Origin of the sequence: Schinkia azotoformans, from assembly GCF_035811335.1 — a bacterium.
Lineage (GTDB): Bacteria > Bacillota > Bacilli > Bacillales > Bacillaceae_J > Schinkia > Schinkia azotoformans.
In genome coordinates this window covers 38,033-54,885 of sequence record NZ_JARSMD010000011.1, presented here as the reverse complement: position 1 = coordinate 54,885, position 16,853 = coordinate 38,033, and the positions used below count along the sequence as shown (strand labels likewise).

19 protein-coding genes and 2 rRNA genes are annotated in these 16,853 nt (G+C 38.6%); 20 read left to right on the top strand and 1 reads right to left on the bottom strand.

What is annotated here, in order from left to right; all coding sequences use genetic code 11:
* The 11 genes from P9E47_RS06535 to rsmI all read left to right on the top strand — a co-directional run.
* Positions 1-103, top strand: a 23S ribosomal RNA gene (locus P9E47_RS06535); the annotation flags it as partial.
* Positions 104-321: 218 nt separating this feature from the next.
* Positions 322-438: ribosomal RNA gene (gene rrf, locus P9E47_RS06530) — 5S ribosomal RNA — on the top strand.
* 280 nt (positions 439-718) lie between these two features.
* Positions 719-925 (top strand): sigma factor G inhibitor Gin, encoded by a 207-nt coding sequence (locus P9E47_RS06525; RefSeq protein WP_003332126.1) that lies wholly within the window; start codon positions 719-721, stop codon positions 923-925.
* Between the two features lie 75 nt (positions 926-1,000).
* The gene (locus tag P9E47_RS06520; RefSeq protein ID WP_326162891.1) at positions 1,001-2,452 is read left to right on the top strand and encodes an aminotransferase class I/II-fold pyridoxal phosphate-dependent enzyme; all 1,452 of its coding nucleotides are present in this window, start codon (positions 1,001-1,003) and stop codon (positions 2,450-2,452) included.
* 92 nt (positions 2,453-2,544) lie between these two features.
* Positions 2,545-3,171 (top strand): dTMP kinase, encoded by a 627-nt coding sequence (gene tmk / locus P9E47_RS06515; RefSeq protein WP_326162889.1) that lies wholly within the window; start codon positions 2,545-2,547, stop codon positions 3,169-3,171.
* Between the two features lie 6 nt (positions 3,172-3,177).
* Positions 3,178-4,167 carry a DNA polymerase III subunit delta' gene (gene holB / locus P9E47_RS06510; RefSeq protein ID WP_326162888.1) on the top strand — a complete coding sequence of 330 codons (990 nt, stop codon included), beginning with the start codon at positions 3,178-3,180 and terminating at the stop codon, positions 4,165-4,167.
* Positions 4,168-4,170: 3 nt separating this feature from the next.
* On the top strand, positions 4,171-4,986 hold the full coding sequence (locus P9E47_RS06505; RefSeq protein WP_326162887.1) for a PSP1 domain-containing protein: 816 nt from the start codon (positions 4,171-4,173) through the stop codon (positions 4,984-4,986).
* Positions 4,987-5,011: 25 nt separating this feature from the next.
* The gene (gene yabA / locus P9E47_RS06500; RefSeq protein ID WP_326162886.1) at positions 5,012-5,374 is read left to right on the top strand and encodes a DNA replication initiation control protein YabA; all 363 of its coding nucleotides are present in this window, start codon (positions 5,012-5,014) and stop codon (positions 5,372-5,374) included.
* 66 nt (positions 5,375-5,440) lie between these two features.
* On the top strand, positions 5,441-6,184 hold the full coding sequence (locus P9E47_RS06495; RefSeq protein WP_326162884.1) for a tRNA1(Val) (adenine(37)-N6)-methyltransferase: 744 nt from the start codon (positions 5,441-5,443) through the stop codon (positions 6,182-6,184).
* Positions 6,171-6,440 carry a GIY-YIG nuclease family protein gene (locus P9E47_RS06490; RefSeq protein ID WP_326162883.1) on the top strand — a complete coding sequence of 90 codons (270 nt, stop codon included), beginning with the start codon at positions 6,171-6,173 and terminating at the stop codon, positions 6,438-6,440. Before P9E47_RS06495 ends, P9E47_RS06490 begins: the two co-directional genes overlap by 14 nt.
* Positions 6,415-7,296: a 16S rRNA (cytidine(1402)-2'-O)-methyltransferase gene (gene rsmI / locus P9E47_RS06485; protein ID WP_326162881.1), complete on the top strand. Its 882-nt coding sequence runs from the start codon at positions 6,415-6,417 to the stop codon at positions 7,294-7,296. The genes P9E47_RS06490 and rsmI overlap by 26 nt, the downstream gene beginning before the upstream one ends.
* A gap of 63 nt (positions 7,297-7,359) precedes the next feature.
* On the opposite strand, the gene P9E47_RS06480 is transcribed toward rsmI, so the two are convergent.
* Complete coding sequence (locus P9E47_RS06480) at positions 7,360-7,644, bottom strand: AbrB/MazE/SpoVT family DNA-binding domain-containing protein (protein ID WP_003332136.1); 285 nt, start codon at positions 7,642-7,644, stop codon at positions 7,360-7,362.
* Between the two features lie 419 nt (positions 7,645-8,063).
* Between P9E47_RS06480 and metG the strand changes: the two genes are divergently transcribed.
* The 9 genes from metG (at position 8,064) to ispE (ending at position 16,689) form a co-directional block, all read left to right on the top strand.
* Positions 8,064-10,046 (top strand): methionine--tRNA ligase, encoded by a 1,983-nt coding sequence (gene metG, locus P9E47_RS06475; protein ID WP_326162879.1) that lies wholly within the window; start codon positions 8,064-8,066, stop codon positions 10,044-10,046.
* A 19-nt stretch (positions 10,047-10,065) separates the two neighbouring features.
* A complete protein-coding gene (locus tag P9E47_RS06470; RefSeq protein ID WP_326162878.1) occupies positions 10,066-10,833 on the top strand; it encodes a TatD family hydrolase in 768 nt (255 codons plus the stop codon).
* Between the two features lie 286 nt (positions 10,834-11,119).
* Positions 11,120-12,280, top strand: a complete 1,161-nt coding sequence (locus P9E47_RS06465) for a G5 and 3D domain-containing protein (protein WP_003332139.1) — start codon at positions 11,120-11,122, stop codon at positions 12,278-12,280.
* Between the two features lie 137 nt (positions 12,281-12,417).
* Positions 12,418-12,978, top strand: coding sequence for a ribonuclease M5 (rnmV, locus tag P9E47_RS06460; protein WP_003332140.1), 561 nt, complete (start codon positions 12,418-12,420; stop codon positions 12,976-12,978).
* A complete protein-coding gene (gene rsmA, locus P9E47_RS06455) occupies positions 12,975-13,871 on the top strand; it encodes a 16S rRNA (adenine(1518)-N(6)/adenine(1519)-N(6))-dimethyltransferase RsmA (RefSeq protein WP_003332141.1) in 897 nt (298 codons plus the stop codon). The genes rnmV and rsmA overlap by 4 nt, the downstream gene beginning before the upstream one ends.
* A 69-nt stretch (positions 13,872-13,940) precedes the next feature.
* Positions 13,941-14,807, top strand: coding sequence for a sporulation peptidase YabG (yabG, locus tag P9E47_RS06450; RefSeq protein ID WP_003332143.1), 867 nt, complete (start codon positions 13,941-13,943; stop codon positions 14,805-14,807).
* Positions 14,808-15,095: 288 nt separating this feature from the next.
* Complete coding sequence (gene veg / locus P9E47_RS06445) at positions 15,096-15,365, top strand: biofilm formation stimulator Veg (RefSeq protein ID WP_003332144.1); 270 nt, start codon at positions 15,096-15,098, stop codon at positions 15,363-15,365.
* 84 nt (positions 15,366-15,449) lie between these two features.
* A complete protein-coding gene (locus P9E47_RS06440; RefSeq protein ID WP_003332145.1) occupies positions 15,450-15,632 on the top strand; it encodes a small, acid-soluble spore protein, alpha/beta type in 183 nt (60 codons plus the stop codon).
* A gap of 184 nt (positions 15,633-15,816) precedes the next feature.
* Positions 15,817-16,689, top strand: a complete 873-nt coding sequence (gene ispE / locus P9E47_RS06435) for a 4-(cytidine 5'-diphospho)-2-C-methyl-D-erythritol kinase (protein ID WP_003332146.1) — start codon at positions 15,817-15,819, stop codon at positions 16,687-16,689.
* Positions 16,690-16,853: the final 164 nt, after the last annotated feature.

The window sequence follows — 16,853 nt, the reverse complement described above, 5'->3', positions numbered from 1 at the left end:
TACGACCTAAGATCCCTCAGAGACGATGAGGTAGATAGGTCTGAGGTGGAAGCGTAGCGATACGTGGAGCTGACAGATACTAATCGATCGAGGACTTAACCAAATAGAAAAGCGGAGGCGCCTGTTCAGCGACGTATGGACTGGAGCACATCGACTGAGATAAAGGAATCACGAAGAGCGTAGCGATTCGATGATGACTTATCGTAGGGAGATGGGTGAAGTCCACTAGTCGCTAGGCGCCGGAGCTGGACAGTGAATGCACGGTAAATATGAATGCCGATTATCTAGTTTTGAAGGAACAACCTTCAATTCAATACAATGTTTGGTGACGATAGCGAAGAGGTCACACCCGTTCCCATTCCGAACACGGAAGTTAAGCTCTTCAGCGCCGATGGTAGTTGGGGGCTGTCCCCCTGTGAGAGTAGGACGTTGCCAAGCAAACGAAAGAACAGCAGAAATGCTGTTCTTTTTTTTGCTCTAATAATGTAATAAAGACTAATAAAGGATAATAAGCATCAATATTTGACAATAGGCTTAACCAACAAGGTAATAAATAAGGTTGTTAGGCTTTTTCCTTTTTCCTATAGACAGACACAAATAATTCCTTTTCTCATAAAATAATAACAACTAACAGTTTTGGATATAGTATTTTGCCTATTCAAAATAGTGTATAAAATTTAAGCTGATTGGCGATACTGAAACTGTGGAGGTGGACTGGATGGAATTAAACACAAATAAAAGTTCTGATGGGGAGACGTGCGTCATTTGCGAACAAAAGAAAGATAAGGGCATTCATATATATACGCAATTTATTTGTAATGAATGTGAGAAAGAATTAGTTTCAACGGAAACAAATGATGAAAAATACAAACATTTTTTAAATCAGATGCGGAAAATTACAGAGCCGATGCTAAATCTGAAATAGAACAGATCCATATTTGCATAGGGTCTGTTTTTTATTTAATATTAATAACGAATGAAAATGAAATGAGGCTCTCCGATGAATCAAGATTTACTTCCTCTATACAATGGTTTACTAAGCCATATTGAAACAAAACCAATCTCATTCCACGTACCTGGGCATAAAAGTGGAACAGTATTTCCACCGTTACCATCAGGTCATAACCTATTTCAGGAATTATTAAAAATAGATCAAACGGAGCTTGGGAATCTGGATGATTTGCATTCAGCTAGTGGGATTATAAAAGAGGCTGAGGATTTAACGGCTGATCTTTATAAAGTAACGAAAAGTTATTTCCTTGTCGGGGGATCTACAGCTGGCAATTTAGCTATGATACTATCAACCTGCGAACAGGGTGATAGTGTGCTTGTTCAACGTAATAGCCACAAGTCCGTCCTAAATGGTTTAAAATTGGCAGGTGTTCAGCCAGTTTTCCTATCGCCTGAATATGATAAAAATGGGCAATTTTCAACAAATGTTTCACGTGAAACAGTCGAAAAAGCAATAAAAATGTTTCCTGATGCCAAGGTGCTTATTTTGACTTCACCGAACTATTATGGCATGGTTTCTACAGAGCTCCAGCAAATAATAAATCTTGCCCATGCCAATGGATTAATAGTCCTCGTTGATGAAGCGCATGGGGCCCATTTAATACTTGGTGAACCGTTCCCACCTTCAGCTATACAACTGGGTGCAGACATTGTTGTTCAGTCGGCGCATAAAACATTGCCGGCGATGACGATGGGCTCATTTCTTCATTGTAATAGTCGTCATATCGATCTGGATAATTTACAATACTATTTGCAAGCCATTCAGTCCAGTAGTCCTTCTTATCCGATTATGACATCCTTAGATATAGCGAGGTATTACTTAGCCCAGATTACGGAAAGCGAAAAGGGGAAAATTGTCACCAGTATTAATAGTCTTCGACAACAACTTTCAACCATTGACCAACTGAGTGTCCTACCCACTAATACTAAAGACAATAATTGCGACCCATTAAAGGTAATTGTTCAAACAAGATGCTCCCACTCCGGTTATGAATTACAAAAGGAATTCGAAAAGCAAGCCCTTTATACAGAGCTCGCAGACCGGTGGAATGTTTTATTTGTTCTGCCTTTAGCTGCCATTGAAAATGGGGCAGCTATAATTGAAAAACTAAAAGTGGCTGTCAAGCACTTACCGGTTCAATTTGTCCAACAAAAAAATACATATAAAGCCTTAGATAAAACGGAAGATAAAATTTCAACCCTAGCCATTCATTATAATGAAATGAAAAAGTTCAAAAAAGAAAGAGTTCCGCTGCTTCAAACGAAAGATCATATTGCGGCTGTATCTGTTATTCCTTATCCGCCGGGGATCCCGTTGATCCTTGAAGGCGAAAAAATAACAAACTCACATATTAACCAGCTTCTAGAGTTACTAAATGCAGGTGCTTATCTGCAAAATCATAGAGATATTTTGGAAAATGGACTTGAAGTTTTTAAATAAGATTTATATGAAAACATGCCAGCCATTACAAAATTAGGGTAAAATAAGTGAAGATAAGTATTTAAACTAGAATTGTAAGCGGAGGAAAAAAAATGAGTTATCTCATAACTCTCGAAGGTGTCGAGGGATCAGGAAAATCCACATTAATTAATTATATTAAGGATTTTCTTGAATATAGCGGGAAAAGTATTGTTGTTACAAGAGAACCAGGAGGAATTGATATAGCTGAACAAATTCGTTCAGTTATTTTAAATAAAAAGAATACTAAAATGGATGGTCGAACGGAGGCGCTCCTCTATGCTGCAGCAAGAAGACAGCATTTAGTGGAAAAGATTATTCCATCATTAAATGAAGATAAAATTGTATTATGTGATCGTTTTATCGACAGTAGTTTAGCCTATCAAGGGTATGCACGAGGTTTAGGGATTGACGAGGTTCTTTCGATTAATGAATTTGCTATTGGAAATTTTATGCCGAATTTAACCTTATATTTAGACCTAGATCCTCAGGTTGGATTAACTAGAATTAGAAAAAATAAAGAAAGAGAAGTAAATAGGTTAGATTTAGAAGAAATGAATTTCCACACTAAGGTGAAAGAGGGATACGAGGAAGTTTTGGCGAAATTCCCTAATAGAATTGTAAGAATAGATGCTAATCAAGAAATTGAGAATGTATTTTCGGATATTAAAAAGGTACTAATAGATAAAATAATGTGGTGATCGTATATGCAAACATGGGAACAACTACAGGAAACACAGCCCAAGGTTGTGAAGATGCTGATAAATAGTATATTGAAAGACCGGATTGCGCATGCTTATTTATTTGAGGGTGGTCGTGGGACAGGCAAAAAAGCCGTCGGCATTCAACTCGCCAAAAGCTTTTTTTGCATAAATAAAACGGGTGCCGAACCATGCAATTCCTGTATTGAATGCAAGCGAATTGACTCAGGCAATCACCCTGATGTCCATTTCCTATCACCGGACGGTTTATCGTTAAAAAAAGAACAAATAAAAGATTTGCAGAGAGAATTTTCAAAGAAGAGTGTAGAATCAAAGGGGAAAATCTATTTAATTGAACATGCTGATAAAATGACAAATCAAGCAGCCAATAGTTTATTAAAGTTTTTAGAGGAACCAGATGGACAAACTATTGCCATTTTGTTAACAGAACAGGTTCAGCAAATACTGCCAACGATCTTATCCAGATGTCAAATTTTGAATTTTCAACCATTAACGGCAGATTTACTTTTACAAAAACTGCTACAACAAGGTGTCCCTGCTCATTTAGGAAAAATTGTTGCCTCTCTTACCAATAATATTAATGAAGCACTTGCTATAATTTCAGACGATTGGTTTGCACAAGCCCGAAACATAGTGATACAATTAAATGAGGTCCTTTTAAAGAGGGGCCATCATGCTTTATTATTTTTACATGAAAATTGGCTGTCACACTTTAAGGAAAAAGAACAGCTTAGTGTAGGTTTGGATTTATTATTATTATGGTTTAAAGACCTTTTATATATCCAAATAGGTGAAGAAAATAGTTTAATTTATATAGATCAAAAGGAGTTGCTTGAGGCACAATCTATGCGTTTTTCTCAAAAGAAAATCGTAGACGATTTAACCGTTATTTTAGAGGCAAAGAAGCGGTTAAATGCCAATGTCAATCCTTCATTATTAATGGAGCAGCTGATACTGAAGTTGCAGGAGGGATAATGCTTGTATGAGGTAGTAGGAGTACGCTTTAAAAAGGCGGGTAAAATATATTATTTTGATCCAGGAGAAATCAAGATCGAAAGAGGATCATACGTTATCGTTGAAACTGTTCGGGGAGTTGAGTTTGGAAAGGCTGTCATCGCCCAAAAAACGGTTGATGAAAATGATATCGTTTTACCGTTAAAGAAGGTCATTCGCCTTGCGGATGAAAACGATATAAGAAATGTTGAAGAAAATAAAAAAGAAGCAAAAGAAGCATATGAAGCCTGCACGAAAAAAATAGTAGAGCATGGATTAGATATGAAGCTAGTAGACGTAGAATATACGTTTGATAGAAATAAGATTATCTTCTATTTTACAGCAGATGGTCGCATCGATTTTCGTGAATTAGTTAAGGATTTAGCAGCTATCTTTAGGACAAGAATCGAACTCCGTCAAATCGGTGTTCGTGATGAGGCAAAGTTGCTCGGCGGAATCGGGCCGTGTGGAAGAATGCTTTGCTGTTCTACGTTTCTAGGTGATTTCGACCCGGTATCTATAAAAATGGCAAAGGATCAAAACTTGTCATTAAATCCAGCCAAAATTTCTGGACTTTGCGGACGACTTATGTGTTGCTTGAAATATGAAAACGATGACTATGAGACTGCAAAAGCAGAGTTACCAGACTTAGGGGACCCTATTCATACACCGCAAGGAGATGGCAAGGTAGTCGGTTTGAACATATTGGAAGGTGTTATCCAAATTGAATTGACCGAACTTGAGCGTGTAGTAGAATATACAATTGATGAATTAATGGAGCAAGGGACCGTGTCGTTTTAGCCCACAAAAATAGAGGTGCATTCAAGTGGACAAAAAACAATTATTTGATCAGGCGATTGAAATAGAAGAACAAATCGGTCGATTATATAAACAATTAGGTGAATTTAAAGCACATCTTGCCGAGTTGCTTGAGGAAAACCACCATTTAAAAATGGAAAATCATCACCTAAGACAACGGTTTGAAAAAGAGGACGAACCGAAGCAAAAAGAAACGAAAAGAAAAGCGAACAAGAAGGAAAAGTCAGAGTCATTGGCGGATATTGGGGAAGGATATGACAACCTCGCTCGACTTTATCAAGAGGGATTCCATATTTGCAATGTTCACTATGGGTCTTTGCGAAAAGATGGCGACTGCCTGTTTTGTTTATCGTTTTTAAATAAAAAATAGGCGTAGAGGCTGACTCAGGAACAAAGGGTCAGCCTCATTTCTATATAAGGAAGGGTATTTACATATATGGTTGAATTACATGGAGATGAACGTTTAGATTATTTGTTGGATGAGCGGATGAAAATTATCCAAAGCCCGTCTGTCTTTAATTTTTCATTGGATGCCGTGCTATTGGCAAATTTCGTTTACGTTCCGATACAAAAAGGAACTTTGCTTGATTTATGTACAGGCAATGCCGTTATTCCACTGCTTCTAAGTGAACGCACAAAGGGTACAATCACAGGGGTGGAAATTCAGGAGCGCATCTATGATATGGCTGTAAGAAGTATTCAGTATAATCATTTAGAGGACCGCCTATCGGTTATTCATGGTGACATTAACGATATACCTGAGGTATTGGGGAATGCAGGGTTTGATGTTGTGACTTGTAACCCGCCTTATTTTCCAACACCGAGTGAAACAGAATATAACGAAAACCTGCATCTGGCGATTGCCCGTCATGAAATTTATTGTACTCTTGAGGATGTTGTTAGGGTGTCAAGCGGGCTTGTTCGACACGGTGGCAAGGTAGCTTTTGTTCACCGCCCTGAGAGGCTGCTTGATATTGTCACTTTAATGAGACAATATAAAATAGAACCGAAGCGAATGCGTCTCGTTTATCCTAAAGCGGGGAAGGAAGCTAATACATTGTTAGTTGAGGGTATAAAATACGGGAAGGCAGGATTAAAAATATTGCCCCCTCTTTATGTGTATAAGGAAAATAATGAGTACACAGAGGAGATGTTAGAGATCTTATATGGAGAAAGATAAGCATTATGTTTATATTTTGGAATGTAGTGATGGCTCGTATTATACGGGCTATACGAACAATTTAGAAAAAAGGATTGAAATGCACCAAACGGGTAAGGGTGCGAAATATACAAGAGGACGTACGCCAGTCCAGCTTTTATTTTCAGAAGTGTATGAGTCTAAAACGGAAGCCATGCAGGAGGAGTATCGGGTCAAGCAATTAACGAGAAAACAAAAAGAGGAGTATATGTATGAGAACGCAGCAAAAGAGCTTTAGTGAATCAAATGCCGGGTTGCTTTATTTAGTGCCAACCCCGATTGGCAATTTAGAAGATATAACGTTTCGCGCCATCCGGACCTTAAAGGAAGTTGATTTAATTGCTGCTGAGGATACGAGGCAGACGGTGAAGCTTCTTAATCATTTCGAAATTTCAACACCGCTGACAAGCTACCATGAACATAATAAGCGGGAAAGCGGCACTAAACTTCTTGAAGAAATAAAGAATGGAAAAACAATTGCTTTAGTTAGTGACGCAGGGATGCCGGCCATTTCCGATCCGGGCTACGATTTAGTTGTCGCAGCATTGGAGGAAAATATCGCCGTTATTGCTCTCCCCGGTGCCAATGCGGCGCTAACAGCTCTCATTGCTTCCGGACTTCCAACCGATCATTTCTATTATTATGGGTTTTTACCACGGGGAAAAAAGGAAAGAACGGCAGAGTTGGAACGGCTAAAGGAAATGCTGGATCCAATGATCTTTTATGAAGCCCCACATCGCTTGAAGGAAACACTCACTGCAATTGAAAAGGTGTGGGGAAGCAATCGCCGAGCAACGCTTTCTAGGGAGTTAACAAAGAAGTTTGAGGAGTACATAAGAGGGACAGTGGCTGAACTGATCAAGTGGGCGGATGAAGAAACGATTCGTGGTGAATTTTGCATTATTATTGAAGGGGCAAATAGCGACGAAATTTCAGAAAAACATAGTTGGTGGGAAGAATTGCAGATTAAAGAGCATGTAGAGCATTATATTGAAAAAGAGGGATTGCGGTCTAAAGATGCGATCAAACGTGTTGCGGATGAGCGAGGGCTACCGAAAAGAGAAGTGTACCAATTGTTTCATATTGAAGGATAAATTTAAGATGTAAGTGTGCAATAAAAAAGAGGCTGTAGTTAGCCTCTTTTGAATTAATTATCATTATTTTGCAACGGCAAGGTTTTCTTGAAGTTCTTTTAATAACAATTCTGCACCTTCGCGGCTTAGTACAATTTTACCATTGGCAAGAGCAAAGTTGTGATCAGATACTTCTCCAGTAATGCTGCAAGTCATATTAGGTTTATATTTTTTTAAAACGATACGATCATCGTCAACATATATCTCAAGTGAGTCTTTTTCTGCAATACCTAAAGTACGGCGTAATTCAATTGGAATTACAACTCGACCTAATTCATCAACTTTACGAACAATTCCAGTAGATTTCATGTGACCATTTCTCCCTTTAATAATATAGTATATCTTTATTTATAATTCGTCATGTTTCGACAAATTTCATCCGTTTTCATCATAACAAGTTTTCCAGAAGTAGTCAATTATTGTTTATGTAAAAAAGTGTAGAATTTATAAGAAAATGTATTTTTTTGCATTTTAAATATTGATGTATTAACTTTCCTTATTAGTACTATTTAAATAGTTAATATCAACACTTTTACATTTAATTACCTTTTTTCAAAAAAATGTTTTTTTCTTTTATTATAAAAATAACGACAAAATTCTACAAGGGTTTTCGACAAAAAAAATTAGGGCCGGGTGCAATCTTGACTCATAATATTTGATTAGGTATATTTTGGAGATGGTATAATAGATAGTACGAATACAGTTAGGTCTAAGAGGGGGTCATTTAGTTGAGTGAAAAAAAATCATTTTATCTTACAACACCAATTTATTATCCAAGCGACAAATTACATATAGGACATGCTTATACAACGGTAGCTGGGGATGCGATGGCACGCTATAAACGCCTACGAGGTTACGATGTTATGTATTTAACAGGTACTGACGAACATGGACAAAAAATCCAAAGAAAGGCTGAGGAAAAAGGAGTTAGCCCACAACAATTCGTTGATAATATTGTGTCAGGAATTAAAGATTTATGGCAAAAGCTTGATATTTCTTATGATGATTTTATAAGAACAACAGAAGATCGCCATAAGAAAACTGTCGAAAAGATATTTGCAAAGCTCGTTGAACAAGGTGACATCTATTTAGATCAGTACGAAGGATGGTATTGTACACCATGTGAATCTTTCTTTACTGAGCGTCAAATTGAGGGAGGCAATTGCCCAGACTGTGGTCGTCCTGTTGAAAAGGTGAAGGAAGAGTCTTACTTTTTCAAAATGAGTAAATATGTTGATCGCTTATTGCAATATTACGAAGAAAATCCCGAATTTATCCAACCGGAATCTCGCAAAAATGAAATGATTAACAATTTTATTAAGCCAGGCTTAGAGGACTTGGCGGTATCAAGAACAACATTTGACTGGGGCATTAAAGTACCTGGTGATCCAAAGCATGTTATTTATGTATGGATTGATGCGTTATCAAATTATATTACTGCCTTAGGTTATGATACGGAAAATGATGAAAAATATCAAAAATATTGGCCTGCAGATGTTCATTTAGTTGGTAAAGAAATCGTTCGTTTCCATACCATTTATTGGCCAATCATGTTAATGGCTTTAGGAGTACCGCTTCCTAAGAAAGTTTTTGCCCATGGCTGGCTATTAATGAAGGATGGAAAAATGTCGAAATCAAAAGGAAATGTCATCGATCCGGTCACATTAATTGATCGCTATGGGTTGGATGCACTCCGTTATTACCTGCTTCGTGAAGTTCCATTCGGATCAGATGGTGTCTTCACACCGGAAGGTTTTGTAGACCGTATTAATTTTGACTTAGCAAACGATTTAGGAAACTTATTGAATCGTACAGTAGCTATGATTGATAAATATTTTGGCGGAGAAATTCCACAGTATGACGGGCAAGTAACGGAATTCGACGGAATTCTAGAAAATACCGCAAAAGAAACGGTTGAAAAAGTTGAAAATGCAATGGAAAAAATGGAGTTTTCCGTCGCATTAACAGCTATTTGGCAGCTAGTCAGCCGCACAAATAAATATATTGATGAAACACAGCCATGGACACTTGCTAAAGATGAAAGCAAAAAAGCCCATTTAGCGTCCGTAATGTATCATTTAGCAGAGTCATTACGATATAGTTCCATTATGCTGCAGCCGTTTTTAACGAGAGCACCAAAGAAAATTTGGGAGCAATTAGGCGTGAGCGGCGAGAAGTTGACTGCTTGGAATAGTCTCTATCAATTTGGTTTAATACCTAGCGGTACAAAAGTACAAAAAGGCGAGCCGATCTTCCCACGTCTTGAAACTGAAAAAGAAGTGGCAGCTATTAAAGAGGACATGCAGCCACCAGCACAAGCCGTGCCGTCAGAACCTGCCGCTGCTACTGGAAATGAAGCTAGTTCCGAGCAGGCTGTTCCTGAGGTTGAAGAAATCACAATTGATGATTTTGGAAAAGTTGAACTTCGTGTTGCTGAAGTCATTCAAGCTGAAAATGTTAAAAAAGCAGACAAGCTGTTAAAGCTTCAATTAGACTTAGGCTTTGAAAAGCGCCAGGTTGTCTCCGGTATTGCTGAATATTACAAACCAGAGGAATTAACTGGCCAAAAAGTAATCTGTGTAACCAACCTAAAACCAGTCAAACTTCGCGGCGAGCTGTCACAAGGCATGATCCTTGCCGGAAAGGACAATGGAAAGTTAAAGCTTGCTACAATTGATGCAAGCATTCCCAATGGTACAAAAATAAAATAAGCTTCAAGGGAGTTTTTTTATGTTGTTTGATACCCATGTTCATCTCAATGCAAGGCAATTTGCCGATGATGAAGCAGAAGTTATAGAGCGTGCACTTTCAGAAGGTGTCTCCCACATGGTCGTTGTCGGATTTGATAAAGAGACTATTGAAGGTGCAATTAGAATCGCGGAACAGCATGATTTTATCTATGCATCAATCGGCTGGCATCCGGTTGATGCTATTGATATGAAGGAAGAAGATTTGGAGTGGATTGAGGGGTTGGCCAGTCATCCAAAGGTTGTTGCTCTTGGTGAAATGGGCTTGGATTATTACTGGGATAAATCACCAAAAGACATCCAAAAGGAAGTATTTCGTAAACAAATACGCTTAGCGAAAAAGTTAAAACTGCCAATTATCATCCATAACCGTGAAGCAACACAGGATATTGTCGATATTCTGAAAGAAGAGGAAGCAGGCGAAGTGGGCGGTATTATGCATTGCTTTAGCGGAAGCCTTGAAACAGCTATGGAATGCATCGCCATGAATTTTTATATCTCCCTTGGTGGCCCAGTTACTTTTAAAAATGCCAAAAAGCCAAAGGAAGTAGCTACCGAACTTCCACTAGAGAAGCTACTCATCGAAACGGATTGCCCGTATTTAACACCGCATCCGTATCGCGGCAAAAGAAATGAACCAGCTTATGTCAAATTAGTTGCCGAGCAAATTGCTGAGTTGAAGGGCATACCTTTCGAGGAAGTAGCCCGTCAAACAACGGAAAATGCGAAAAAGGTGTTTGGAATTTCATAAATTGTCGAAAGGGCTGTCTCTCAAGTGGGACAGTCCCTTTTTTCATTAACTTTATCTCAGTCGTCGTCCTCCAGTTTTTTTGTCGCTTAACGGGCACTTCCGCTTTTCTATCGAATAATGTTGTCGATATTTTTGGGTGGATTTCCTAAAGAAAAAAGCTTTATAATGTGAAACGATAGACAAAGTGAACATGTCTTAGAATTTGTCAAGAGTAGGTGGGGTGGTAAATTATAGTTGACAACTTGAGAAGGGCTCTTATATAATCACTCCGAGAAGGAGGCAAATTATGCTGAAATCGAAAAAGATGATAGTTGCCTTGTCTAGTATTCTAGCTATTATACTAATAGCGGTACTATCGTACGAGGGAACTAAGCAGCCGGTAACGGTTGTATTAGACGGGAAAGAGGAAACGGTACGAACCCATGCCGAGACGGTAAAAGAGCTTTTGGCAGAGCTTAATTTAGAAGTCTTGGAGCAGGATCGGGTCACGCCTTCGCTGGATTCACCGATAATGAAAAACGGGAGAGTTTCGTGGGACCCAGCCAAGCCTATTAGATTGATAGCCTGGGGGAAAGAAGAGACAGTTTGGTCGGCAGCTAAAACTGTAGGGGATTTTATAAATGAGCAAAATATTAAGTTAAGTGAACACGATAGAATTAGTCCAAGTAGGGATACAGAGCTAGATCAAAAAACAGAAATAGTCATAGATACTGCTTTTCTTGTAACAATCAAAGATAAAAATGAGGAGAAGCCAGTTTGGACCACTTCGACTACGGTCGTTGACCTTTTGAAGCACCAAGAAATTAAACTTAATGAACTTGACCGCGTTGAGCCAGAAGCTAGCACTCAAGTCACAGAAAATATGGTTGTTAATGTTATACGCGTAGAAAAGGTCACCGATGTGGTGGAAGCACCAGTTGATTTTGCAGTTGTAACTCGAAAAGATTCATCCCTACCAAAAGGTGTAGAAAAGGTAGTCGATAAAGGGGAAAAAGGTTTGGAAAAGCAAACCTTTGAAGTAGTCCTTGAAAATGGCAAGGAAGTTTCAAGAAAGCTGCTAAGTACTGAAAAAGTTAGAGATAGTAAAGATAAAATCGTTGCTTTAGGTACAAAACCAATTAAACAACAAGCGGCCCGTGGTTATGATGGTCCCTCGACAAAGGAATTTTATGTCCAAGCTACCGCTTATACCGCTTATTGTAACGGATGCTCCGGGAAGACCTCAAGCGGCATTAATTTGAGAGAAAATCCAGATGCAAAAGTTATTGCAGTTGATCCTAGTGTCATTCCATTAGGTACAAAAGTATGGGTGGAAGGCTATGGTCATGCGATCGCTGCAGATACCGGCGGCTCCATTAAAGGGAATAAAATTGATCTTTTTATTCCTGATCAAAAAACTGTAGACGGATATGGTCGTAAAACGGTTTTAATTAAAATCTTAGAATAAACAGAATAGCATCTTCGATTTTCACAGGGGATAAACTCCTCTGTGTTTTTTGTTTTTAATTAGCTTATACTTATACATATAAAGAGACGTTAAACGAGCATTAAAAGTTTCAGATTTTTGAGAGGAAAAATAAAAAAATGGAAAAAATCAAAGAAATTATTGTGGTTGAAGGAAAAGATGATACTGTTCGGGTAAAAAGAGCTGTTCAAGCAGATACGATTGAAACAAATGGCTCTGAAATAAGTGAGACGACGATTGAACAAATTCGACTTGCCCAAAACCAGCGGGGTGTCATTATTTTTACTGACCCAGACTATCCTGGGGAACGAATCCGGAAAATCATATCTGAAAAGGTACCGGGGTGTAAGCATGCCTTTTTGCCCCGTCATGAGGCAATCCCTAAAAAGGGCAAAGGCCTTGGTGTCGAACATGCTTCAATTGAAGCTATTCAAACGGCTTTAAGGGCGGTACAGCAGGAAATGATTAATGTAAGGGAGGAAATTACTCAAGAGGATTTAATTGAAGCTGGTTTAATTGGGGAGGACCGATCCAAGGAAAGAAGAGAAAAGCTTGGGATGATCTTAAAAATAGGGTATACGAACGGGAAACAGCTTCATAAGCGTTTAAATATGTTTCAAATTACGAAAACGGCATTTTTAGAGGCTGTTGTTCAAGTGTTACAGGAGGAAACGGAATGATGAAGGACATTGCAACACCGGTACGAACGAAGGCAATTTTGGAAAAGTACGGGTTTTCTTTCAAGAAAAGCTTAGGACAGAACTTTTTAATTGACTTAAATATTTTAAACCGAATTGTTGATTTTGCCGAGTTGACTGTGAACAGTGGTGCTATTGAAATTGGACCTGGAATTGGGGCGTTAACGGAGCAATTGGCAAAGCGGGCAAAGAAAGTAGTCGCCTTTGAAATTGACCAACGGTTGCTGCCGATTTTAAAAGAAACGCTTGAACCTTATCCGCATGTGAAGGTTATTCATGAGGATGTTCTAAAAGCAAATGTGAACCAAGTCATTACAGAGGAATTTGGGGAAGATCAGGATTTAATGGTTGTAGCCAATCTCCCTTATTATGTGACAACGCCAATCATTATGAAGCTTTTGACCGATCAATTGCCGATACGGGGAATTGTTTGTATGCTTCAAAAGGAAGTCGCTGACCGAATAGCAGCCGCCCCTGGTACAAAGGACTACGGCTCCTTATCAATAGCCATCCAATATTATACGGAGGCAAAAACGGTTATGATTGTACCGAAAACTGTTTTTATACCGCAGCCGAATATTGACTCTGCTGTTATTCGGTTAACAAAAAGACCGGAACCGGCTGTTAAGGTTACAGATGAAGAGTTTTTCTTCACGGTTGTCCGGGCTAGCTTTGCACAGCGGCGAAAAACCATCTTTAATAATTTATCAAGCCACTTCGCTCAAACGATTGAAAAGAAGAATATTGAAAAGGCCCTTCATGCCGCTGGAATTGATCCAAAAAGGCGAGGAGAAACATTAAGTATAGAAGAGTTCGGAAGATTAAGTGATGAGCTTGTATCCCATCTGGACGTAAATAAAGCAAAGCGCATTTGATTCACGTTTTTCCCCTTGGATACATAGGTTATAGAGACAATGTATCTGCCCCATGTGAGGAGGGGAAATATGGATATCGAGGTGGGAGATTTAGTAACCCGCAAATCTTATAAGCAGGATTTACTTTTCCGGGTGACGGAAATAAATAACAACATAGCTATATTATTAGGCGAGGATGTTAGGCTTATTGCTGATGCACCGATTTCTGATTTATTAATTATAGACGATAAAGAATATAAATCACGACAGAAGAAGGAAAAGGAAAAAGTAGATAAATCCAACTGGCTATTCCGCCAGGATTATAATTTAATTCGCCAAAGAAATGAATATCATGCCTCGAGCGGCTACAGTCATAGTGAATCTTACTTTCAAATGCCCGGCCGTGTGTTGCATCTGGATGGCGATCCTGTTTATTTACAAAAGTGCCGCACATTATATGAACGTCTGGGTGTTCCGATATATGGCGTCCATATGAGTGAAAAAGAAATGCCGGAGCGGGTTGGCAGGTTAATTGAGCAAATGCGACCCGATATACTAGTTGTAACCGGGCACGATGCTTATCTTAAATCAAAAGGTAAGATAAGTGATTTAAAAGCATACCGCCACTCGCGCTACTTTGCCCAAACCGTCTATGAAGCGAGAAAAAAGGTTCCACATCTTGATCAGCTTGTTATTTTTGCGGGGGCATGCCAATCACACTTTGAATCATTAATCAAAGCTGGAGCCAATTTCGCAAGCTCACCGACACGGATTAATATTCACGCCCTTGATCCGGTATATATTGTAGCTAAAATCAGCTATACGCCGATCAAGGATCATATTAATGTGTGGGATGTACTTCGAAATACCTTAACAGGTGAAAAAGGGTTAGGTGGAGTGGAAACAAGAGGATTACTTCGAATTGGAATGCCATATAATATATCGGATTATGAATAAAGCTGTCTTTAAAGTAAAGCATACAGGTGGAAATGAATATTTACTTATTTTGTGAATATAATTTTCTTGTTTGTGCTTCATACTTTAAAGGCAGCTTTTATTATTTAAAAATTAAGGCGAATTATACATAAAATTGTCAAACTGAGGAAAAATAATATTATGTTCAAAAAAAAATCTACTATTGAATCAAAAACCCATTGACAGTAAAAAGGTGTCACTGATATAATTTTAGTTTTATTTGACTGAAATGGCGATTGGTGATATACTATACATAGTGAGGTGGAACGAATGGGAAAAACTTTGTTAGACATTAAACGCATTCTTGATAATAATCTTGGGAAGCGCCTGACACTAAAAGCAAATGGTGGGCGCCGCAAGACGATTGAAAGGTCTGGAGTTTTAGCTGAAACGTATCCTTCTGTTTTTATTATTGAATTAGATCAACAAGAAAATTCATTTGAACGGGTTTCTTATAGTTACGCTGATGTTTTAACTGAAACAGTCGAATTAACATTTTTTGATGAAAATACAGGAAGTATCGCAATAAACGGACAGTAGAAATACTGTCCGTTGTTTTTTGAATTACTTATGCATAACATCCTAATACTAAGATTGTCGCAGTTTTAGGAGGGAGTATTCATTATGAGCAGAAGAAGGGGCTTAATGTCTCAACAGTTTAAGGATGAACTCGCAAAGGAACTTGGATTTTATGATACTGTTCAAGCTGAAGGCTGGGGTGGAATAACAGCAAGACAAGCCGGAAGCATGGTAAAGCGCGCTGTTGAAATTGCACAACATAGTTTAGTAAATCAACAAGAACAGTAAATTCGTGTTCTAAAAAAACGACTAAAACACTGCGATAACCGAGGCTAATTTTAGCTTCGGTTTTTTTTTCGATAAAAATGGTTATACTATCTGTTTATGATACAATATACAAGATATTAACTTCATTTAGTAGGTCTGGTACTTGCTGTAAGTGGCTAGACGAGTTTAGTAGGTGATAAGTAGGATGGGCAATCGAATTTTAGTAAAAGCGCCGGCAAAAATCAATTTATCGTTAGATGTTTTACACAAAAGAGACGATGGTTTTCATGAAGTTAAAATGATCATGACTACAATCGACTTGGCTGATCGGATTGAATTAGATGAGCTTCAGGATGATAAAATAACGATAGTCTCGCAAAACCGTTTTGTACCGGATGATGATCGGAATTTAGCCTATCAGGCAGCAAAGTTATTGAAAGAGCGTTTTGCTGTGAAAAAGGGTGTTTCTATTTCAATCTCGAAGATCATTCCTGTAGCTGCTGGTTTGGCAGGGGGAAGTAGTGATGCAGCGGCAACACTAAGAGGCTTAAATAAGCTGTGGAACTTAGGACTATCAATTGATAAATTAGCTGAAATCGGTGCGGAAATTGGCTCCGACGTTTCTTTCTGTGTATATGGAGGAACGGCTATTGCGACAGGTCGTGGTGAGAAAATAGAGCATATTTCTTCCCCACCGCCATGCTGGGTTATTCTTGCGAAACCAACGATTGGGGTATCTACTGCTGATGTTTACCGGAATTTAAAATTGGATCAAGTAGAGCACCCAAATATCGATGCTATGGTACAAGCTATTCATAATCATGATTTTAAAGGAATCTGTACTAACGTTGGAAATGTATTGGAAAGCGTCACCTTAAAAATGCATCCCGAGGTTAACCATATAAAAATGCAGATGCAGCGCTTTGGGGCAGATGCGGTATTAATGAGCGGCAGTGGACCAACTGTTTATGGTCTCGTTCAATATCAATCAAGACTACAACGAATTTACAATGGTTTAAGGGGTTTCTGTGATCAAGTATACGCAGTTCGTTTATTAGGTAACAGAAACGAAAGTTAACTTGTTTCTCACTGTCTAGCTCCAGCGCCTATCGCCTAGCAAACTTCAGGTCTCCTCCCTACGATAAGTCAACTAAGAATTGCTAACGCAATTCAAGTTTCCTTTATCTCAGTCGAAGACCCTCCAGTTTGTACGGCGATGGGCAAGGCGCTTTCGCTTTTCTA